This window comes from Rapidithrix thailandica, assembly GCF_039710355.1.
Lineage (GTDB): Bacteria > Bacteroidota > Bacteroidia > Cytophagales > Flammeovirgaceae > Rapidithrix > Rapidithrix thailandica.
Genome location: NZ_JBDKWZ010000010.1, coordinates 199768 through 223045 on the forward strand (window position 1 = coordinate 199768; position 23278 = coordinate 223045).

At 40.3% G+C, this 23278-nt stretch carries 17 protein-coding genes; 5 read left to right on the forward strand and 12 right to left on the reverse strand.

Features of this window, described 5'->3' with window-relative positions; translation table 11 throughout:
- The first annotated feature begins 5 nt into the window (after positions 1-5).
- Both AAG747_RS17960 and AAG747_RS17965 read left to right on the forward strand, forming a co-directional pair.
- Positions 6-1562, forward strand: coding sequence for a SusD/RagB family nutrient-binding outer membrane lipoprotein (locus AAG747_RS17960; RefSeq protein ID WP_346822593.1), 1557 nt, complete (start codon positions 6-8; stop codon positions 1560-1562).
- Between the two features lie 246 nt (positions 1563-1808).
- Positions 1809-3077, forward strand: a complete 1269-nt coding sequence (locus tag AAG747_RS17965; protein WP_346822594.1) for a dipeptidase — start codon at positions 1809-1811, stop codon at positions 3075-3077.
- Positions 3078-3223: 146 nt separating this feature from the next.
- Here the strand turns inward: AAG747_RS17965 and AAG747_RS17970 are convergent, their stop codons facing one another.
- Entirely contained in the window at positions 3224-6358 is a 3135-nt protein-coding gene (locus AAG747_RS17970; protein WP_346822595.1) for an efflux RND transporter permease subunit, read from the reverse strand.
- Positions 6359-6847: 489 nt separating this feature from the next.
- Between AAG747_RS17970 and AAG747_RS17975 the strand changes: the two genes are divergently transcribed.
- From AAG747_RS17975 to AAG747_RS17985, 3 genes are all read left to right on the forward strand, one after another.
- A complete protein-coding gene (locus AAG747_RS17975) occupies positions 6848-7198 on the forward strand; it encodes a hypothetical protein (protein ID WP_346822596.1) in 351 nt (116 codons plus the stop codon).
- 553 nt (positions 7199-7751) lie between these two features.
- Entirely contained in the window at positions 7752-8306 is a 555-nt protein-coding gene (locus AAG747_RS17980) for an outer membrane beta-barrel protein (RefSeq protein WP_346822597.1), read from the forward strand.
- Between the two features lie 281 nt (positions 8307-8587).
- Positions 8588-8908: a hypothetical protein gene (locus tag AAG747_RS17985; RefSeq protein WP_346822598.1), complete on the forward strand. Its 321-nt coding sequence runs from the start codon at positions 8588-8590 to the stop codon at positions 8906-8908.
- Positions 8909-9109: 201 nt separating this feature from the next.
- On the opposite strand, the gene AAG747_RS17990 is transcribed toward AAG747_RS17985, so the two are convergent.
- From AAG747_RS17990 to AAG747_RS18040, 11 genes are all read right to left on the reverse strand, one after another.
- Entirely contained in the window at positions 9110-9454 is a 345-nt protein-coding gene (locus tag AAG747_RS17990) for an aldehyde dehydrogenase family protein (protein ID WP_346822599.1), read from the reverse strand.
- Between the two features lie 55 nt (positions 9455-9509).
- Positions 9510-11012, reverse strand: a complete 1503-nt coding sequence (locus AAG747_RS17995; protein ID WP_346822600.1) for a TolC family protein — start codon at positions 11010-11012, stop codon at positions 9510-9512.
- Between the two features lie 201 nt (positions 11013-11213).
- Complete coding sequence (locus tag AAG747_RS18000; RefSeq protein WP_346822601.1) at positions 11214-14279, reverse strand: efflux RND transporter permease subunit; 3066 nt, start codon at positions 14277-14279, stop codon at positions 11214-11216.
- 167 nt (positions 14280-14446) lie between these two features.
- On the reverse strand, positions 14447-15538 hold the full coding sequence (locus AAG747_RS18005) for an efflux RND transporter periplasmic adaptor subunit (protein ID WP_346822602.1): 1092 nt from the start codon (positions 15536-15538) through the stop codon (positions 14447-14449).
- 137 nt (positions 15539-15675) lie between these two features.
- Positions 15676-16896, reverse strand: coding sequence for a signal peptidase I (gene lepB, locus AAG747_RS18010; RefSeq protein WP_346822603.1), 1221 nt, complete (start codon positions 16894-16896; stop codon positions 15676-15678).
- A gap of 87 nt (positions 16897-16983) precedes the next feature.
- The gene (locus AAG747_RS18015; protein ID WP_346822604.1) at positions 16984-18591 is read right to left on the reverse strand and encodes a transglutaminase-like domain-containing protein; all 1608 of its coding nucleotides are present in this window, start codon (positions 18589-18591) and stop codon (positions 16984-16986) included.
- Between the two features lie 275 nt (positions 18592-18866).
- A complete protein-coding gene (locus AAG747_RS18020) occupies positions 18867-19529 on the reverse strand; it encodes a hypothetical protein (protein ID WP_346822605.1) in 663 nt (220 codons plus the stop codon).
- Between the two features lie 9 nt (positions 19530-19538).
- Complete coding sequence (locus AAG747_RS18025) at positions 19539-20744, reverse strand: DUF4934 domain-containing protein (RefSeq protein WP_346822606.1); 1206 nt, start codon at positions 20742-20744, stop codon at positions 19539-19541.
- 179 nt (positions 20745-20923) lie between these two features.
- Positions 20924-21196, reverse strand: coding sequence for a hypothetical protein (locus AAG747_RS18030; RefSeq protein ID WP_346822607.1), 273 nt, complete (start codon positions 21194-21196; stop codon positions 20924-20926).
- Between the two features lie 379 nt (positions 21197-21575).
- Positions 21576-22073: a thioredoxin domain-containing protein gene (locus AAG747_RS18035; protein WP_346822608.1), complete on the reverse strand. Its 498-nt coding sequence runs from the start codon at positions 22071-22073 to the stop codon at positions 21576-21578.
- An 85-nt stretch (positions 22074-22158) separates the two neighbouring features.
- Positions 22159-23250, reverse strand: coding sequence for a BF3164 family lipoprotein (locus tag AAG747_RS18040; protein ID WP_346822609.1), 1092 nt, complete (start codon positions 23248-23250; stop codon positions 22159-22161).
- Positions 23251-23278: the final 28 nt, after the last annotated feature.

Below are 23278 nucleotides of genomic sequence, written 5' to 3' on the forward strand. Positions count from 1 at the left end.
AAAACATGACGAAATCGAAAATATATATCGCTGCTTTAGCCATGCTGTTTTGTTTGGGAGCATGTTCTAATTGGGAAGAATTAAATATGGATCCTAACAATCCTCCTGCGGAAAAGGTATCTCCTGCCTTAAAAGTCGGAGGGGTCTTTAAGGAGTCTTGTATGAATGCCGAATTACACCAGCGGGTACACAACTTGTATGTAGACATGTTTGCACAGTACTACCTGGGGTATTTTGGAACCTATGACTATGTGTCTAATGATCCATGGACGACTTTGTTTTGGGAGAATCATTATAAATGGTTTAACTCTCTGAACGTGCTTGTCATGGATTATGAGTCTAATGAAGATTTTACAAATATTGTCTCTATCATAAGGATCTGGAAAGTGTGGATTTCTCATAGAGGGGTGGATTTGCTGGGTGATATTCCTTATTTCGAAGTAGCTGATGGGGTATATGATGCTGAAGAGTTGATTTACAAAGATTTCTTAAAGGAACTGGAAGAGTCTGTCGCTAATTTTGATGCCTCCAAAGAATCAATGAATGACCCTATTTATCATGGCGACTTGGGGAAATGGACAAAATTTGCCAATTCCTTGCGCTTACGCTTGGCCATGCGCTTGACCAATGTAGAGCCGGAGTTGGCCAAACAACATGCGGAAGCGGCTGTTGCCGGGGGAGTGTTGGAAAGTTTTGATGAGATGCCCACCATGTTTTCCAATACAACTGCTTGGGGAGAAGGATACAGTTATAATTATTATTTCTGGTGGGGAGCCGGGAATGGCGTAGTGATGAGCCAGTCCTTTTATGATTTGACGGTGAATATCGGAGGAGTACCTTTTAAAACAACAGATGTAGGTGACCGCCTGGCAAATGGCGAATACCCTGAATTTGTGGATCCCAGAGCTACGGTTATTTTCGGTTCCAGTGATCAGAATGCCGAAAACTCTGAAATTGCCGGCTATCAAGGAAGGTGGAGTGGCATTGCCGCAGGCTTAGCTTCTCCGGACAGGGCAGAGGAAGCTAACAGAGTTCAAAATAATTCCAGAATCAATGTGACACTTCGTGGAAAATTCAACGGAGATAACGCCCGTGAATTTACCATCTTGCCAATTGCGGAAATCTGGTTTTTAAGAGCAGAGGGAGCCAGCTACGGCTGGAATATGGCTGTGCCTACCCAAGATGCCTATGAAAACGGAGTGAGAGCTTCTTTTGACTATTGGGGATTAAAATCGGCAGATACTTACCTGGCTTCAGAGGCGGTAAACAACCAAGGCATATCGGCAAAATGGGGTGATGGCAATGGTACGGAGTTAGAAAAAATCATCACCCAAAAATACATTGGCGGATATCCGGACAATGGCTGGGAAGCCTGGGCTGACCTCAGACGCCTGGAGTTACCGGAGTTGGAATTTGGTTTACAACTGAATACCAATGTACCTGAAGGAAAAATCATTCAACGGGTGAAATATCCTTTGAATCAAGCACAGGTAAATGGAGATAATTATAACCAAGTAAAAGATAAAGATACCGAAGGCCATAAACATTGGTGGTCGAAATAAGTGTTCGTCACTTAATAAAAGTATTTAAAAATAATTGCATAGTTAGTTAATCGTAAAATGTGTGGCATTCATGTGCATAGTAAAAGGGAGACCTCATGGGTCTCTTTTTTTATTCCGGACCGACAGACATGTGAAATCGATGAACCCTCTTTTTGAAAAACGATGTGTGTTGTTGAAGAATATCTGTTCACTGATAATTGAGAATGTCTATCTTTGAAGTATTGAACCTTTTAAACATCAAGACTAATGAAGAGATTTTTTCAGCACCTATTAATGCGTTACTTATTGATTGCATTGCCTTTGGTGGGCTTTTGGGCTTGCGAAGGGAAAGAACAAAAACAGAAATTAACAGAGGAAGAATTGAAAGTAAAGGCCAACGAACTGGCCCATAAATTTATCATCACAGACGGGCACGTAGATTTGCCTTACCGCCTACGGGTACATATGTTTCGTTTGCAAAAGGTGTATGTAGATGTATCGCAAAGTACGGAAGACGGTGACTTTGACTATAACCGGGCCAAAGAAGGTGGCTTGGATGCACCGTTTATGTCTATTTATGTGCCTTCTTCCTACCAGGAAAGCGGAGGGGCTAAGCTCGTAGCGGATTCCCTGATCGATATTGTGACCGGAATCGCTGAAAAGCATCCTGAAAAATTTGCCGTGGCGACTACCCCGGCGGAAGTACAACAGAATTTTGAAAAAGGCTTGATTTCCTTGCCAATGGGTATGGAAAATGGTGCCCCGATAGAGGACGACCTGGCCAATGTCAAGTATTTTTACGACAAAGGAGTGCGTTATATTACACTTACCCATGCAACCAATAACCAGATTTGTGATTCTTCTTACGATACGACTCGTTTGTGGAACGGCTTGAGTTCTTTTGGTGAAATGGTGGTGGAAGAAATGAACAAAGTGGGTATCATGGTGGATATTTCACACGTATCCGACAGCACCTTTTGGGATGTGATGAAGCTTACCAAAGCTCCGGTAATAGCTTCGCATTCTTCATGCCGTTATTATACACCGGATTTTGAAAGAAATATGAGCGATGAGATGATCAAAGCCTTGAAAGAAAACGGAGGAGTGATCCAGATTAATTTTGGTTCTACCTTTATCGATGAGAAATCCCGTACGTATGATGGCAAAGCACATGAGTATAAATTAAAATTCATGGAAGAGCAGAATTTGCAAGAAGGAGATTCTCTTTTAAAAGCAGAAATGAAGAAATACCGTCAAGAAAACTTCTTCTCTACCGTGCAAAAAGTAGCCGATCATATCGATCATGTAGTAAAAATTGCCGGGGTGGATTACGTAGGCCTGGGTTCCGATTTTGACGGGGTAGGTGATTCCCTGCCGATCGGATTAAAAGATGTTTCCGATTATCCCAATTTGATTTTTGAATTGTTGAAAAGGGGGTATTCCGATGAAGATATTGAAAAGATCTGCTATAAAAATGTCTTTAGGGTTTGGAATGAAGTAATCGCCACAGCTGAGAAACTTCAGAAAGAGGCATAGTAGTAAATAGGTACGAACATGAAATAAGAGGCAGGGGAGAGAGTTCCCTGCTTTTTTACCACTAATTGCGCTCGCTGGCCATCCAAAACTAAATAATGTTGAACTGGTAATTGGAAAGGACAAAATGTAATCAGCCAGCATATGGTTCATTGATCCTTAATTTTTAAAAACAGCGGTAGATATATCCAAACCGCCAATACTGAAAACAGTAAGCCTCCCATGGATCCTGAGGCGAAGGCAAACCAGAAGGATTCATGTTGCCCCGACCAAACGAAAGGAACCAGGCCCAAAACCGAAGAAAGAATGGTTAGCAACACCGGAATGATTTTGCTGTTATAGGCTTTTAGGTAATAGGCAAGTTTGTGTTGTCCGAATTTTTTACAATAACTGTTGAAATCGTTGATGATGTATAAGGCTGTGTTGACAACTATACCGCTAAGCAGGATGAACGAAGCATAACCTCCTTGGTCGAAGTTAAAATCAAAGAGGTAAAAAGTGAGAAAAACCCCAATAAACGAAATGGGAATCAGGGAAATGACCGCCAGCGGCTGTAGTAGGGATTCCAATACAATTGCACAGATAAAATAAATTACCAAAATCACGATAAAGAGCAAATAGTATTGGCTTTTACTATCTTTTTGCCATCCTCCCCAGCCACGTGCATTTGCTTGATAGCCTAAGGGCAAAATTTCTTTGATGCGTTCCAATTGGCGGTCCATTACGATTTTACTTAATTGGTTAGAGCCGATAAAATCATACGCCAAAGCTAATTGGTATTGTTGATTGTTTTTATGGATCTCGTTACCGGTTTTGCGTTTTTCCACACTTCCCAAACTAGCCAATTTGAAAGACTTCTCCTGAAAGTCCAGAAATTCATTGTTTAAGTTCCAGACATTGAATTTATCTGCCCGTTCAGAAACGAGTGAGACCGGATGCCATTCATTCTCTTGAAAAATAGGGGAGAGGGGCATTCGGTAGGTTTGATCCTTTAAATACGCATAAAATTGCTGTAAGGACACATCGTGCAAACCAAATTGCTCCAAGTGAAAATCCAAATAATACTCGTGTAGGGGGTTGGCATTCCATCCGAAAGAGCCTGTAATGTCTACTTCTTTGATCCGGGGGTTATTCAATAAGTCACTACGGAGTAATTCGGCATAGGCATACAGTTGTTCGTAGTTGTAGCCATTCAGGATGATTCCACTGTTTTTATACCCACTACTTAGGGCGTTGCTAAATCCCCTGCCCACTCCGTATACACCCCAGTCTACACCTCCAAGACTGATGGCTTTCGTTTCCAGTTGGGATTTGAGGAAATAGGGGAAAGAGCCGTTTTCAAACGCTTCTTTGAAGTGGATGTTAATGGATGAGTTACGGTAACTGTTAATCCGGGTTTGAAACATTTCAACTTCATCGAACTTGCTGATAAAGTTTTCCATCTTTTCAATGGCCTGATTGAGCTGTTGCACAGTACAGCCCTCCGGCATCTTTCCCGAAACATATAAAGTTGTTCGTTGCGGATCACTGTAAAAAGATTGGTTAAATACCTCTTCGGTAAATAAGCGAAAACTTCCTCCCAGTGATTTATTTACCCAACTACGGGCGTTTTCATTGTACCAGTCCGAGCCAAGGGTTTGATTGTAGAGAGCTGCCCAGAAGCTGTTTTCGTGTTCAAGCTTTTCAGGAAACCAATGTACGGGTAAGCCAAAGCCCAGAACCAGTAGCAGGATAAAAGCCCATCGGAAGCGCCTGCCCCAAAGAAGAAAGCGGCCGTACTGGCCGGTAAACCGTACAACCCTTTGCTTTCTTTTGAAATAGCTTTTGTTTCTTCTTTCTTTTAAACGGATTTTGTCAAAAAGTGCGGGGATAAAGAAATAAGCGATGAGTAAGGACACCCCCAGATTGACAATTAATACTTGGGCAAAATCGATCAGGTTGATTTGCTGTTGAGCTTTCAACAAAAAGACGATCAGTACAGAGCCGATAGTGGTCAAAGTAGCTGCCAAGATGGCCAGAAAGACTTTCCGGTTTTTATGATGGCGCAAGTGGTCGATCATTACGATGCTGTTGTCGATCATCAAGCCAAAGGAAACGGTAATGCCTGCTAAGGAATACAGGTGAATTTCCAAGTGAAAAAAGTAATAGAAAATAAAAGCAATAAGCAGGTTGGCAGCCAAGCTGAGGGTGATTATGATCAGGTATCGCCATTGCCGACTGGTGAGTAAGACAAAAGTCAATAAGATACCCATCGAAAACAAAGTCCGTAAAAGGATTTTGTGTAATTCTTTGCTCAAAAATTCTGTGCTGTCATAACTGGTCAATAAAGTATACCCGGTGGGCAATTGTTGTTTAATTTGATGAATTTCTTTCTTTATTGTTTCGGCCAGGTGAAGGGTATTGACTTCTTCCTCGGGATAAATTACCATGTTAACGGTGTTTAGCCCGTTGATGCGAAAGTAACTGCGGGGTGTCTGCTCCAAATACCGAATTTGTGCAATGTCGGTCAGGTAAATGATCCGCTCCTTATTTTTCTTCAACGGGATCTTTGACCAGTTCACTTCTTCAGAAATATCCATTTGCAATTGTACCCTGACTTGTTGAGGATACACCAGGCCGGCTATTTGTACCTTCCCCAAACCCAGAATGTCCTTTCGGAAGTAGTTGTGTATCCCTTGGGCGATCTCATCACCTGTGATGGACAATTGCCGAATGCGTTCCGCATCAAACCGGATTTCCCATTCAAAAGGTGTGGCTCCGTATACATTCACTTCGTTGATGCCTTCGAGCTGTGAAAGGTAAGGAACAAGTTGCTCTTTCGCATATTTTTGAATGTGAAAAGGACTGGCATTGGCATTTAAAGTATAGGTCAGAATGGGAGTGCTGTTTTTCCCGTTGATCCCTAACGAAAGTGTGGGATAGGAAACGCCCTCAGGTAATTCCCGGTAACTCTGACGGATCAGGGTAGAGAGTTCAAAACGTACGGCATCCAGATTGATGTGCTTTTTGAAATTGAGATGAATATTTCCTTGCCCTTTTTTAGATACTGAGTTGATATTTTGTACCCCCTTTACCGTACTGAACAATCCTTCTAGTTTTGAAGTGACTTCCTGTTCGATCACTTTGGCTGAGGCGTTGGGCCAGGTATAACTAACTGTAATACCCGCTTGTGTACGGGAAGGGACGAACTGAAGATTGAGCAAAGGAATAAGGCTTCCTCCAACCATCATAAATAAAACAAAAATAATAATGATGGAAAACGACTGGGGTTTATGGCTGCTCATTAATTTATTTGGTAACGATAACACTAAAATAGTAAGGGAGTTTAAAAGTAAGTATTTTTACTAAATAAAAAAGCACTTTATCTTGTCATTATTGAGCATCTTTTTGATCTGTAATTTTAAGTTGTACAGGAAGATTACTTTATATTCCAATTAAGTAAGATATTGAAAATTCGTTTCGGGGGCCGCCCTGCGGGAGATGTTCCATCGGGAGGTCGTCTCTTGGGTGGTAAAGGTTTTCCGTTTAGGGTTCTCAAAAGGCTGTGAATAGAGTTTTCCCCATAGAAGGAAATTTAAATATGTTCTAATTAGCCCTATTATGGGTATGTATATTTTTGTATTCAATAATATACATACCCACTTGATAAGTGGAGGATAACTTATTATTTTTTATACCTTATAATAGGTGTTTTTTATTGATACTGATCAAAAAGATTGTTAATTTTAACCTATTAACTAACATGAAAAATATTTTCTGAAAAAGTAGTTACAATGACCCTGAAAAAACTTTACACTACCCTTCAAACTAAGGCTCAATTTTACATTGAGTCCGCCATACTGACATTGGTCAGTTTAATGATTTTTAAAATTTGGTTGGATTATTCTTGGTATTATGTAGGCTTGGCCGCCTTTGGTATTGAAGTTAGTTTGATTTATGCCTATCTCAAATGGCCTAAGTTTTATGATGGATATACTTTTGGCATTTCGATCATCTATGCCTTGGGTGGCTTTTATTACGGGTACAGCTCTATGGATGCATCCGTACTGTTTGGTGTATTTATGGCTTGTTTTTTATTTTTATTGAGTTTGTTTGCCCATATTCATAAGTCTTCAGAGCAATAGAAAGTAAGCGAAAATCAAACTTTAAAATACTGATGAATTTGAAACACTTCTCTGAAATTATGGTTTCAGGCGAGGTGTATTTTTCGGAAGGTTAGGGAGAGTAAACAAAGGCCAAAACTTCTTGCCTGAATTTTATCTGAAGTGTACTTTCAAGTAAGAAATTGCTGCATTGAAGTGTTTGAAACTTCTCCTCAATTGCTGCAAATATGCCTGTAAAGATGATTCATACTTAATTTTTGTGATTTTAAATGAATTATGTAATAAAATATATAAAAAGTGGCTGCTTTTGCTTTTTAAAAGTTTGAACACCTGTTCAATATAATTTTCTTATAAGTGTTTTGGGAATAATTTGATAATAAGGGAGTTATAGGGGTGTTTGTGTTTTTGTTAATTACCTACTAATTGGCGTTTTTTGCTGAGTTTATCTTGGGTTAAAAGAAATAAGTTATGTAATTATTTGTAAATAATTAGCTTTTCCAAAGAATGTTTTGGTGAAAAATTTGGTAAAAGGCTTGTGGACATTTTTATAATTTCTAAACCAAATTTTTATTAAATGAAAAAGTTAATTTTTACTGTTTTAGCTCTGGTAGCATTTTATTCAGCTTCTACAGCACAAGAATTCAAAAAGTTTAGTGTGGGATTAGGTGCGCTTTATGCAATACCTAGTAGTGGCGACTCTTATAAAGGTGGTGCCGGATTTTACCTGGAGCCACACTATAAGTTAAATGACAATATTGCGGCCGGTTTACGTATGGAGTGGGCCGTGATTGGAGGTGCTGATAAAGATGGACAAGAGGTAAGTGTATCTGCTTTAGGATCCTACTTGTTAACTGGAGAGTATTATTTTTCTAGCACTAAAGTAAGACCTTTTGCCGGCGCGGGTTTAGGTCTTTATACTTTAGGTACTGCAGAAGTTGGTAGTGGTAACAACGAGGCAGAAATTGAAATGGGTACTAAATTCGGATTTGCTCCGAGAGTGGGCGTCTTGTTAAGTCACTTCCGCTTAGGATTGGAGTACAATGTAATCACCGGATTGGATGATAACATTGACTCAAGAAATTACCTGGCAATTAAAGCAGGGTTTGATATTGGAGGTGGTAAAAAATAATTTTATCATCCATTATTCTATAGAAGGCAGTCAGCAATGGCTGCCTTTTTTACGTTGTACTTGTCAGATTCTCAATCATGAACTTTTTGAATGATTACCATTAGTATTTGTCTTTGTTGTGAAAAATCCAATGCGCTTCCTGGAAAAAGTTGTCTTATTTTATTAATTTCCTAAAAGGAAGCTTGAATAGAGCATTCGAACAGGGTAAAATTACTCTGAAGAAGGCTTCAAATATTCACTTTACTTTTATTGACAGCTCTTCACTATTAACCCCTAAGCCCATGTTTCCTGGTAAGAAACCCATCCTGATTCCCAAGCATCATTTCAAATGCATGTTTAGTGTTGACATTGATACACATGCCAATGTTACTGTTTCCGGAATACGATTTCTGGAAGTGGCTTACGATGAAAACCTCTCTATGAATGCGAAATTTTGTAAGCATGAACACTTGCATATCGGTAATAAGTATATCAATATCAACAAGCTTTATCAGGACTTGTTAAACCACTTGAAAGATAAGCTAATAGAAGAAGCAAAGGAGGTGGAAGGGAAATTAAAAGTGGATTCTATACTAAAGTCCAGTCATATAAAGTTTCCTTAGGTTTTTTTTAAACCTACATTTATTCAATAGCATTCCTTTAAAGCTTGGGATGGATCAACCTTATAGGGTTTATCCTAAATTACATAAATGAATAAACGGGTGGAATTGACAGGGCAAGAATTATTCATACTTTTTCCTGTGCTGCTTTCTTCCTGCCATTAGGGTTTGGTTCACCCCGAATCACTATAACCACTTCAAAGTCTAGTCAATTAGTCTCCTTTTAAAATTAGTGTAAGGAGGGGTAAGAAAGTCTGTGGGGCTGAAAGGGAATACTTGTTTTAAAATGCCTCGCTCATTGGAAAATTCACGAAAACCAAAATAATCGTGTGACTTGCCTATACCACTATAGTTGGAGCCGCCAAAGGGCAGGTTGGTGTTATTATGATGTACCAAACTATGATTGATACAGGTATTGCCGGCCTGGGTGCTTTGCAACCAATAGCGTATATGCTTCTGGGTTTTAGAATAAATGTATAGAGCCAAGGGTTTTTCTTTGGCATTAATCAAAACTTCGAAGAAGCCTCTCCCACAACGTATTTTAGACATGCTCTCATGGACTTCATACGAACCGGTCTTTTGTGTTCTTCTTTTTCCCGCAAAATCAACGAACCATTTGCTTAAAATCAATTGATAAAGGTTGTTCCTTCCGAAAGTCGTACAGGGTCAGTTGTTGCACTTCATAATACAATTGCCAAAGGGTATAGACAGCCCGAATGAACCCTTCCTGGGCGTCTTGCCGGGTTTGTGAAGCCGAATTGAGTTGAAGTACGTCTGTTTTGCCCAAAACAAAGCGCTTTTTGGTGAGTTCATAGGCTTGTTCAGCGATATCCGCGGCCTGTAAGGCACTGTTTACCAGTTTGTGCTGTAGGTTAAAATCGATTACTTTTAGCGCTACTTTCTGCTCAAAGTCCAAGCGGGTCTGTTGTATTTCCAAGGTGGCTACTTCTTTTTGTTTTTCAGCCATCAGGCGTTGGCCTTTGCGCTGCCCCCAGTCTGCCAAGGGGATTTGCATACCTACCCGTACTTGTTGCCGGTTTGCCAAGTCCTGATAAGCTTGGTTCATTTCCGTTGCACTATTGTTCAGTCCGAAGCTGGCCATCAGGTTGGCATTTAAGCGGCTTTCTTTTCGGGCTTTGTCCAAATTGCGAGAGGCCTGAAGATTTTTTTCCTGTAAACCGATCATTTCCGGATTATGCTGAATGGCCCGGGCAATGGCTTGGTCCACGGCTATCTGTTGGGGGAAGGCTCCTTTGGGTAATTCGGGTTGTATGGCGGTATTTTCGTCATAACTCAAAAAAGAATTCAAATTAAACTGTGCTCGTTGGATGTGCTTTTCAGCTTGGGCCAGCGCAATATCGGCCTTAAACTTATTGAGCTCGAGGTTAAGTAGTTCTTCTTTAGGGATGGCGGCCAAGGCAAAGCGCTTCTTTCCGATTTGATAGAGTGTATCGGAGGTACTGCGGTTGTGTAGGGCAATTTCTTTTTGTGTATGGGCTAAAAGTACCTCAAAATAACGGGCGATGGCTTCCAAGTGAATTTGTTGGGAGTTTTCGATAAATTGTTGCCGGGCAAGTTGGTATTGCAGTGGTTGTAAGCGTTTTTGCCATTTAAACTCATTAAAACCCAACAAGGGTTGGTGATAGGTAAGTTGTACGGGGCTGGCGTTATAGGCTGAAAATTCCGGGCTGTTCAGGTTTTCCAAATGGCTTAATCCGGTGGAAAGTGACAAAGTTCCCCCGCTAAAGCCTAGGTTCTGACTGATATACACAGAGGAGTTTGCATAGTAAGTCTGTTGTTCCCGGAAGACATCTACATCGTTTTCCGGATCGTACCGCTGGATAAAGGAGCGGTTGTAATCCACAGGTGTAAGATCCAGTCCGATGTGTGGCAACAAGCTGGCTTTATAGGACCGGAATTGCCAATAGCCGGCTAGGTATTGATTATTGGCCCTCAATGCAATCAACGAATGGGTTTGGGCCCTTTCCAATACTTGATCCAAGGTTAAGGCACGGGTTTCTTGTTGGGAAAAGCAAGGCAAACTCAACATTAAGAGGGACAGTATGGTGTATGGTGTTTTGAAAAAATTTTCTTTTAAGGGTTTCATAAATTAGGACTTGTTTAAAATGGTAGTCAATGACTCTGTTATTGAAGTGAATTAACCTTTTTCTTTTTCCTGAAAAATGCTTCAAACACGCTTCTTCTGTATTCCTTTTTTCAACAATAGCTTTGGCTATTCTCTTCAAAAAGTGCCTTGATCAGCCGGTTTGCTTCCATCTTCGGTCAAAAGCTATACGTTTAAACCTCTTCATTCCTTTCTTTTTCCCTTATTCAAATAATAATAACACAATGGGATAAAATATAAACTTACTAGCGTGCCTATTGTCATTCCTCCGATGACAGCCAAAGCCAACGGTTTTTGCAAATCGACCCCCAAGCCTTGGCTGAACAGAAAGGGTAATAAAGCCAACACCGTTGTCAAGCTTGTCATCAATATGGGTTTTAGTCTGCGTTGTCCGGCGAGGGCCAAGGCTCGCAATAGTGAATAACCCTGACTACGGAGTTGGTTAATGGTGTCGATTTTTAAAATGGAATCGTTGATGATAATCCCAGTCATCACGATAATCCCGATCATAGACATCAGGTTGATACTGGCTCCGAAAAGTTTCAGCATCAAAAAGGCTCCGAAAATATCGATTGGTACTTCCAATAGGACAATAAAAGGTAAAGTCAGTGACTCGAACTGGGAAGCCAGAATAAAATACAAGAGCATTAAGGAGATACCGAGAATAATCAATAACTCACGGATCATTTCCCGGTTGGAAAAGAGACTTCCGGCAAAAGAAACTTCAAAGTGTTTGTCTTCTGTGACTACTTGTTGTATTTGCTTTATGATGCTTTCACTTTCTGCTTCCGACACATCCAGTTTTACTGGAAAAAATTCACCTTCCTGCCCGGCACGAAGGGTCTTTATATCTATTCCTTTGTCTTCGCGAAGCAAGTTACGCACCGGAATCATTTTACCTTTTTGATTTTCAATCTGCGTGTAGGATAGTACATCCCGGATCCTTTGGGGTTTTCCTCCCAGAATGACCGGGGTAAAGGCTTGATTTTCCGTAATCACCATGATTTTATTTTCGTTGAAAGCGCTTTTGATTTTTTGATGCAAAGCATCGAACGACACATCGTAGGCAAGTAGTTTTACCGGGTCAGCTTTCAGGATCATATGTTCTTGCCAGGCAATGGGTGGTACGGAGTGACCTTTTAAGGTTTGTTGTAATTTTCCATGCAAGTTTTCCAGAAATATGTTGTTTTGCGGGCCCTTTTGGACAGCCCGTAACCGGGCTACTAAGGGAGCTTCACTTTTCGAAAAAAGGAGATTGAATAAATTACCGACCTCTTTAAATTCAGCTTGGGCTTGTGGAAATGTGCCGGCCAGGTACGCATTCAGGTTTTGTCGAAGCGTTTTTAGATCTTGGGATTGAGGCACCTTGAAATACACTAAGGCTTCCGAAGGGCCCAGCTCATGGTTGCGGTCAAGTAAGTATTGTTGTTGGCCTACCCAACAGGTATTTTGGAGGGACAATTTCTTTGTCTGTTGCACCAACTTTTGGGTCCTCCGGTTATTTTCATCTAGGTGAATACGTTCGTTCCAGTCAATATGTAACAGTATTTCTTGTTGAGTGACGGGCGGAAGTTTTTCTTTATTTAATTGGGTATACAACCAAGTACAGCCAACCAACATGAGTAGAAAAATCCCCCATAACATATCCTGGTGGCGCATGGTCAGCCGGAAGCCTTTTTCGTAAAGACGTTCGTAATTGAGAAACCGAATCCTTTGTGATAAGGAAGTGCTTGTATGCGGTTTTTTCTGATAAAAAAACTTGAAATACACTGGCAATAACGTGACGGATACGGCTAGGGAAACTGACAAACCAATGGTAATGGAAATGGCTTGATCGTAAAACATGGCTCCGGAAATTCCACTGAGAAAGATCAAGGGGATAAATACTGCACAGGTAGTCAATACGGAGCTCAATAAAGGGCGGAAAACTTCATTGGTTCCTTGTACACAAGCGTTGAGTAATTTGCCGTTTCGTTGGTATTGTTGGTTGATGTTATCGATTACGATAATGGAATTATCAATCATCATTCCAACCCCCAGTACCAGACCCGATAAGGAAATGATATTGATGGACAATCCGACCAAGTGAAAGAAGAGTAACGAGACGATCAGGGAAGCCGGAACGGATATACCGATAAGAATGGGGGATTTAAAATCTTTTAAAAAGAAGAACATAATAACAAAAGCAAAAAGAGCCCCCCATACCAAGCTTTGCGTCAAGTTGTCGATGGAATAGTCCAAAAGAAGGGTTTGATCACGAGTGATTTCGAAAGCTATATTTGGATAATCCCGTTCAAAATATCCGACTAATATGTGTAAGTTTTCTTTTAAAGAAGCCATTTGGGCATCCGATTGTTTAATCACGGCTAGGGACAGGGCATTTTTTCCATTGGCCGTCACCAGGCCTTTTCTTTTTTGCGGGTGTTCAATAACCTGTGCCAGATCTTTGAGTTGCAGCAAACGGCCTTCGAGTTTCAGATAGATTGCTTCAATATCTTGTTTGTTTTGTAGGGAAGAGGCAAAACGGATATTGTATTGGTATTGTCCGTCCCGGATCAGGAGATTACCCAATTGTAAATTCATGCGTTTGATGCTTTGTTCCAGTTGGGAAAGGGTGAGGCCCAGCCCTTCTAGCTTGGATAGGTCAGGGAGGATTAACAACTCCGGAAATACCTGCCCGCTCATATCTACCAAGGCCACTTCGTTAAGCTGTTCGATGCGTTTTCGGATTACTTGACCGGCAAAATTACTCAGCTCTGCAAATTTTTGAGGAACGGGAAAACGCTCATTGTGAGTACGTATGTGAGCTGTTTCCTCTTTTAAGGTTAGGTTTAGGTAGAAGACGGGAATATCGCTTGCACTGGCTTTGACCACACGGGGGCGGTCCATATCCCGGGGAAGGTTATTCATTGAACGGTCGACCTTTTCATTGACTTCGATAAACGCAAAATCAATATCGGTTCCATAATCAAACCGCAATTGAATGATGCCGTGTCCATCGCGGGTTTCGCTATGGATATCGTCCAGATGAGCGACTTGCATCAAGTTTTGCCGTAAGGGCCTGACTACCGAGCTTTCCAGCTCTCGGGCCGACAAGCCTTCTTTGCTGATCTGTACTGTGATTTCCGGAATATCAATATCTGGCATCAATGACACAGGTAGTCGCATCACCGCTACCACTCCTAACACCAGAAGTGCTATATAGGTCATCGTTACGGCAATCGGGCGGGAAATTAAAAAGTGTACCATTTTTTCAGCGCTCAGGATACAAGTTTTGGATTTGGTCAACTATATAAAAGGCAAATTGACAGGCCTTTTGAGATACGGTACTATTATGAATCATTGAGGTAGCGGAGTTAAATGAACATTTTATCCTCAAGAACAATTTTTACAAACCTTTCATGAATGTTAACCGATTACTGATGACTGTTCCCCGTTTCACTGATTTTTACCTGCGATTCATGGGCCAGGTTTAGGTTTCCGGAAATGATTACGGTATCTCCGGCTTGGAGGGGGGAATTTTTTTCGGGGTGGGGAATGATGGCGTAGGAATGGCTGTTTTCAAAAACGGTTTGTACATAATTCCAATAGGCTTTTCCTTCTTTAATACTAAAAATAACCTCCTGGTTTTGCCGGAGAACTACGGCTGATTTGGGGACTACCAGTTGCTTGTTGACTTGGTTTTCAATCATCACTTTTACATTCATTCCTTCGAGTAGCCCTCCCGTATTGCGTACCCGGGCTTTTACACTGACGAGGCCGTTTTCGTCTACTACCGGGTTGATTTCCGTTACCTGACCCTTGAAGGTTTGATCCAGGGAAAAGGGCTGGATCTTTACGTGTTGCTTCAGGCGAATGTCCTTGATTTCCGCTTCGATAATCTGGAATTCCACTTCGAATTCCGAATCATCGATCAGGGTGCAAAAGGCCGGGGTTTCCCCTGAATTAGGACGCTCGTACAGCTTGGCTTGAAGGTTGGCAATTTTTCCGGCAAAAGGTGCTGTGAGTACTGTGCCTTGATAAGCTTCCCGGGCATCGTTAAGGCTTTGTTGGGCTTCGGCATATCCCGAGCGGATACGGGCAATCTCCATTAGTTCCATGGGGACGTTACTACTGTCTTTTAAATCGTACCCCTGGCCGATTAGAAAATCGGCCAACTCCAAGCGGGCTTTTTGGAGGTTCATTTGAGCCCTTTCCAAATCTTGTTTTTGCTTTGTTTGACGCAACTGAACGATGATACTTCCTTTCCGCACTTGCATTCCGTTTTTTACCGGAAGGAGTTCAATCGGTTCGTTTAGGGCAAAGTTCAAATCACTTTTGCGTAAGGCTCTTAACTTTCCATTACTGACTAGTTCTTTCTGAAAATCCTGTTCTTTCAGCATTTGAATGACCACCAGGTTTTGTTCTTTCAGATAGGTTTTTTTATTGGGATCGTCTTTAAGCTCTTCTGCTTGATGGGTACATCCCCATAGAACAAGGAATAAAAGACTATGGCAATAGTAGTTCATAGGTTTGTTGTGTTTGTTTGAAGATAGGAGAAGTGTTTGTTTCACATAGTGTTGATTGAGTAAAACTCCCCCTTGGGGTAATTCATTATTGACTCCTTAATGTAAAGCTTGAGTTAGCTAACAATCGGTATAAATATTCAATATATAATTTTCAAAAATCTTTTCCAACGAATTCCCTGGGAACCGGTAGAAAAAATAACCATAGCGGCTTTGCCTACGATGTAGGACTCCGGTACAAAGCCCCAAAAGCGACTGTCCATAGAAGAGGGGCGGTTGTCGCCCATAGTGAAGTAATAATTTTGTCGGAAGGTGTAGGTAGTGACCTCCTGTTCATCCTGATAGTATTTTCCTTCCCGCTGCTCAATACCTGCTTTTTCGAAATAATCCAGAGCTTTTTTGTACAAGGCAAAAGTGGAAGGGTTGAGAGGGATTTTCATGTCCTTTTGAGGAATGATCAAAGGCCCTAGGTTGTCCGGACTCCATAAAAATTGCTTGTTCCAGGGGTAGGTTTTGGCCACGGTATCCGCTGGAGCGACTTCCCTGGTAATCGTATCCACACAAGCTGCCCGGGCCAGTTGTCTTTTTTGCGCTGTCGTTAAGGTGAGCGAAACCGTGTTTTTCTCTTTTCTGCTTCGGTAGCCAAAATAGGGGATCGCCAGGCTATCCAATTGCCGGTGAAAAGCTGTTGCCTGATGGTAAGAGACATCGTATATGGCCTTCATACCTTCAGGAGCAGCTATTGTTTGCCGGTTGGTGAGTATTTCTCCGTTGACAATCTGCAAAGTGTCTCCCGGTAAGGCCGTACAACGTTTGACAAAAAAGGACTTTTCGTCATCGGGATAATTGAAGACCATCACGTCCCCCTGGGCCACTCGGGCAATGCCGTTGAGGCGATGGTAATCCCAGTGCGTTTCAGCCCGGGCTTCGGGCGGCATTACTAGGAAAAAAGCCACGTTTAACCAGGGGATTTCCAAAGGAGATTGAGGCAGGCGCGGCCCGTAATTCAACTTGCTGACCACAACCCGGTCGCCTGGCAACAAGGTATTTTCCATCGAACCGCTGGGAATATGATATACCTCCACCAAAAACACCCTGGCAGCAATGCTGGCACAAAACACCAAGGCAAACATCCCCAAAGCGTACAGTTTCGGGTGCCTTCTCAACCACCGTACCGACCGCCAATTGGCGGTAAACAACAGGTAAGCCCCGGCAAAAAACAAGGCCAGTAAGAAAAGCCAGAATAGGCCCAAGGTGAGAAAGAGGAGAGCAATGGCCAGTAAGCCCATTCCCAGGCGGGGTAATTGCAGCGTTCTTTTGATGAAGGTTGATAGGTTTTTTTGAGTGTTTTTGGCTGGCATGGCGGTGTATGTTTTGATGATTACTTGTAACCCTTTTGGCGAACAGAAACGAAAATTCTTCCTGTTTTTATTGATAAGCCCGGTTGCTTAATGCCAGATCATATGCGTTTGCTCTCCTTCTACCTTATGGATGATAAATATTCTTCCTGTGGGATCTCCGTCACATTGCAAGCGAAAGTATCCGTTGCGGGGAGCATTTGCAAAAGCGATTTCGGAGGAGGTCGCTTTTTGACGGCCTAAACTTTCCCATTGGTTGTTTTTCCAGTAAAACAGTTCGTAGTCCTTTCCCGGATGGACTGCATTACTGTCGTCTGCTCCACTAAGCCAAGGTCCCCAGCGATCGGCCCGAAGGCTGACGGTGGAGTCTGAAGAAGGCTCCAGAGAAGTCATTCGTCCGTCAGGTAACAAGTGGAAAGGAGGACCGGCCGGGGAATATGTACCATTGTAAAACATCGGGCGATAAATGATATTGGCTCCCATCTCCGAAAAACGGGTTCGTCCGTCTTGTTCTATGGGACTCCAATGCACAGCTTTCCAGGTGCCCGAATTAAACACACATAGGTAGACAAAGCGGCTTTCGGGAGTAGGGTTTTCTTCCAGGCGTAAGGTGAGGTCATAGGTTTGGGTGTATTCAGCTGTGACATCCGTAAAGGTGCCGGAGTTCAAAAATGGCGGTATCGTTTCTTCTGCTGTTTTGATATGGGCCAGGCTGTTTGCATTAAATTGAAAGGTGGAGCGGTATACCTTGGCCAGTCCCTTATACCCCATATAACTGTGCTTAGGTTCATCGGCTTGGGAATACTCCGGAGAAGCTTCTGTGCCCATAAATGGCAGAAAGGTGTTGTCTTTTGCAAGTACCACGTTCCAATTGTGACCACTGTTCCAGCGCCCCCAATAGGGAACAAAATCACTGCCTATGGGGATTCCCATGGCCCGCATGGCATACATAGCCATAGTACTCATGTCCTCACAATTGCCCCGTTGCTGCTCCAGTAATTTCTCCAATGACAGGCGGGCCGGGTATTCGTAGAACAAGCTGTTGAATGAAAACCAGCTTTTTAACTTTTCATTGATCTGCGTACAGGCTTCCACCGGGTCCTCGGGTACTTTTAGGGAATCCCCGAGCCAACGGTATTGCTCAAACATTTTTTGTCGCCAATGCAGAGTGGGAGGCTCTGTCTTACAGCGGTAGGGCAAAATGAATTCACAAAACTGCTCAAAGGTTACATGCGCTGCCCAGGGTTGTTGCCAGGCCTGAAAAGCCCCATCGATATTGCGGATTAAAAACTCGGAAGAAAGGCTGGTGAGGTCATTCGAAAAGTGGGTTACAGGCTGTACCGAACCGTACAGGCTTTCCAAAGAGTCCCTTGCTTGCCGCATTCCTTTGCGGTCCTCATAGGCCAGCATATCAAAGTTTGCTCTGGTATTGTTCCATATAACCTCCACGGTACCGTGGTATGCCATGTTTTCCAATAAGAAATAAGCCGCTTTCAGTTTCAGGCTGTCCTCCGGGTTTTGGTAATGTTCGATCACCTTCTGCAGTTCGTCACGGTGGGCCTCAGTCGCTGCTAACATTGTGCGGACCTTTTCGGGCACCGGATGAAAGTAATTGGCGATGGCGCTGCGATAACGGTACACAAAGGAACTGAGGCAAAGGAAGAGAAGTAGGGTTAGTAAGTAAGTGGGTTTTTTCATGGAAATAGTTTGAACTTAACTGAATTTCGGGAAATACCTTAAGTAAAAGTGTCTAAATAATCAATAAATATGAGTGGAAATTTTAGCTGTCTTTAGAGATGAAAGGTATCTATGTTCATTTATGGAAAATAATAGAGATTATTACGAATGATTGATTAAAGGGGTATTTTTTCTAAGCTTGTGCAAGGCACAGCCTATCAAAAAAACGCCCTGCCTTTTATCGGTTCCCCTTATAATATTTGATTTGTAATAACCTCTAATTAATAATTATTTTTTCAACTTTTCAATAGCTTTTTCTTAATTCCTAAATAGTATTCCTTTGAAAGGAAGGGCAGTTCTTTCGTAGGGACAAAAACAGAATGCATAATTAGGTTAGTTTCAGCAATAAATATATAAGGCAAAAAATGTTGCTCGAGAGGAAGAAAACTTAATTGTTTTTCTGTCAAGGTATAAACAGGAAATGGTATTTGATATTCTTTTAATAAAAAATGTAATGTCCTCTCTTCATAAGAGGTAGCAATTATACAAATATTTTGAATTCCTGTTGAATCCGAAAGGCTTTTTAAGTTTAACAATTCCTGTTTGATGCAAATATCACAGTGTTTATTAGATATTCTAAAAAAGAGTTTTTTTTCGTGTAACACCTCTTTTATATTGAGCGTTTTTTTACTTTTAAAATGGGTAAGATTTAAATTGCTGTCCAGCTTTATACCTTCATTTTCAAGTTGATTTTTTAAATTATACCTGATGATTTCCACCTCTGTCTTTTTTTGCTGGAGCATTGATGAAGTTGCTATAAGTTTATTTTCAAGTTGTTTTATTTTAGCATATGTAGTAAACACTGCGAGAACGGAAAAACAAAACAATAAGAACAAGAACAGTTTTTTTAATATTTCTTTGTAATTATTTGATACTTGAAAGTTCGTTTTAGTACTCATTTTTTAGTATTACTTTTTGGGTATGGAAATAGCAAGAATGGGATTGCCGTAGGGCGATAGTGTATCAGCAAAACTTTGCAGGTATTTGGAAGAGGAATTTTTTGCTTTACTTATTATATCATCAGGGTATACGATGGAAATCAGCCGTTCATTCTCAGTGATGGCGGTGAAAGGTGTTATAGGGATTGCATTGATATCATTGTGGAATGTTTCAGAGCCTTTATAAGTACAGTTAATGACCTTTGATTGGTCTTTGTTGTAAGTTGAAACAATAGGCTTATTTTCGAATTGTGAGTAAATGATGAGGTGTCGATCCGTTTCAATTACTTCACTTAATAAGGCATATTCATGTATTTTTACCATGTATGCAGAAACTTTATCAGTTTCCAGGATATCTCCAGGCAATTTGTGTTTCCCATAATCGATGAAATACTTACATTGCAATCCATTTTTTGTGAGGGCAAATACGGTATCGGAAAGCATTCTATTAAATAATACTTCTTGTTTGTAACTAAAAAACTGTTCATTTTTCCAATAAATGTTGATTTGTGGCCTGAGAAGCTTGGAATAAGGGAGGTGTTTTTGGGTAGGCGTACCGTTTCTATCAGTTAGAATTATAGAAAATAAGTTGTCATTTTCAAGAAAAGCATCATGTGTATTGAAGGAAGCATCAAGTAAATATTGTCCATTACTCAGGCATTCCATTTTATATGCAGGAGTTGGTGCCGAAGTTTCCTTGGTATAGGTGCCATTTTCTAAATTGTAGTACCGCCATTTGAAATCATCTGAAATGACTAAGGATTGATTGACCTTATCGATGGTAAAATCAACTAGCTTTAAATACTCTCCGGGTCCTTTGCCGACTTTGTTTAGTTTGTATTTCAAAACCCCATCCTTACGAAAACAAAAAAGGTTATCATTAAAATCAGAAATATAATAATGGTTTTTCCAATCAACTATTTTGCGAATTTCTCCCACGATATCATCCTTAGGGCTATGTAGATGTATATAATAGACCGAATCAACGATATCTGATAAGTTAATATTTTTATCCTGTTTTTCAAGGTTTAGTGATATGGTAGATATGTTGTGACAGGTGGTATTAATTACTTGATTTTCTTGCTTACAAGAAGTCAAAAGCCATAAAGTCAGGATAAGAATGATTTTAGCTATTATATTCCTATTCCGGTTTGCAAAGCTTGATTTTTGAGTCATTGTTTTTTTATTCTAACTATGATGATAATTTCAGACAGATAGGAGATTTATAGATTTGGATAAGGACTATAGTATAGCTTTTTTACCTAATTCATATTTTTGTGATGTACATAAAATTCAATCCCTTGTAAAGGGTAATTAGGGGCAAAGTTCTGATTGCCCCTACCTTTTTATTAAGCTTAACATTCTTGTCCAATCCTTTCTTTTAGGCAACAATTATCTTGTGAGCTTTTGCAGTCGATTTTTCTGTTAAAAAGACCACGGCAGTCTTCCACATAATTAATTGAATACTTAGTGGCATCACAATTGGGGTTTTCTGAAAAAGCAAAGGCTGATTTACTAAGGCTTTTTAAAGTCAATGAAAAACTTTCACTGGTTGAGGATTCAAGGGCATTATATCCTGAAACTGCACTCATAAATACAAATAATCCTAAATAAATTAGTTTTTTCATAAAAATTCACCTTTAAAAGATTTAAAAACATATAAATAAACTAGCTCGAGCTCATTCCAAAATGCTGCAACAGCTTTTCCATCTCTCTTCTTATCTCTTTGATAGCCGTTGATTCTACTTTCACCTCTTTCTCCAATAATTCCTTGGCTACTTCCATGGTTTTTGCTTTGTCTCTGTGTATCTTTCGGCTAAGAGATATTTAGGATAAAACTGGCAGGGAATATACCGTAAATGGCCTGTCCGGCGAAAGCTCGGAATAGTTGAAATGCCTTTTGTTATAAATTCCAATTTTTTTGTATAAAAAAGTATGTGGTATACATTTAAATAAATCAAGTCCAAAATGTCAATTTAACTTCCATCATACTTTTTGAAACATAATTTAAAAGAGGAGTACTTTTTTATAAAGCTTTTCCAAGTCTGAGTTCAGTACAGGGTTACCTATTATAACTACTTCATTGTTTTTGTTTAATAATACTGTTTGGAGTCGTTTGTCATATAGTCGGTTTCGTGATATAAATTCATCGTTAGGGTCATGCACCCAAGTATGTGTAAAGCCATGTGTGGTAGCCATGTTTTTTTGAAATTCCTCTTTATCAAAAGTATTGATGTAGAAAATAAAAGCACAATGATCCCTTTTTATGGGGGTTTCTTTCATGAATTTTTTCCAAAAGATTAAATCCTCTATACATACCCCACAATTAGCATCAATATAACTTACTATCTTGAACTGGTGATTTTTTATACTTTTAAAATAATCAGGGGTACCTCCTACAGGCTCTAAGTTATCAGGTAACAAAACCTTTTGACCCTTCATCTTTGTGACAATCGTTTCAGCTGTTTTTGTCCAAATAGGGCCTTTTTTATTTTCAGTATCCACACATGAGTAAGTTGTAAATACTAGTACCAAGATGATCAGCTTATTATTGGTCATAATCAAGTATTATACTTTTCATGTATTTGGGTTAAAGGTTCTCGAATTTTACAATTTCAGGTTCACCGTATTCGTTGATGGACGTGCCATATATTACTTTGTCTGCATCTACCGTCAATCGATTTATATTTTTATCCAAATGGTATTCAAAAGTTTTACGGCCGTCCCAACTGACAACATGAATGATATTTCCAAAAGAATAATCTTTTTCTCCGATTTTCTTTCCGGAAAATAAAGCATACACAAAATTTTCTGAGGTGGCAATATCTAAATATCCTGTTTGGGCCTTGTTAGTAAAGGCTATTTGAGATTGGCCTCCAATTTGAATTCTTTTGTACCCATTTGGGGGAAATCTTTCATAGGACCAAATAGAGTCAATGCCGGTTTGAGTGACTTCATATAAATCAATTCTACAAGCATTATTTGTTACAAATGCCAGTTTTTTTCGGTCTGGGCTCAATACTAGTTCTCCCTCATATAATTTGGCATTTTCAATAGCAGATAAACTTTTGTCTGTTTTCTCTGGGAAATTTACCATATATTTTATTAGAGACCCATTGGGTTTCAATAATGCGAATCGTCCTTGAGGGGAGATGCTTTCTCCTATTAAATAGTCATTGCCTACTAAGGTGCTTGAAAAGTAGGCAGAGGATTCTTTTTCATTTGAAAAGGTTACTAATGTTTCCGGAACATACTTTTCCTTTTTTAGAAGCTCTTTTAAAGAGAATTTTAACAGTTTTTTCCCAAACAGATCATATACCCAAAAGTTATTGTTGTTTTGGGAAACTTGTATATTGCCAATTACTAAAATTTCTCCGGGGCCTTTTCCTTTTGCAGTAGTTTGTTTAATGGGTTTTCCAAACAGGTCATATAATTCAAGAAGAGGTTCGCCTTTATAATTACCAATAATAAGGGTTGAGTCAATTAGAGCAATGTCCCATGGGTCCTGAAGTTGTGGGCCCTTTATTAGGGTTTTTGCTTTTAAATCTGTTTTTACAGTAAATAATGTTGGTAAGTGGCCACTTTCTTTTTCCGGTGTGTTTCCACAACTGATAAGAAAATGCACTAATAACAAAGCAAAAAAGATATGTATCTGGTTGAGTATGGTTTTCTTGATCATCATATAATAACTTTGAGGAAAGTAAGAGGAA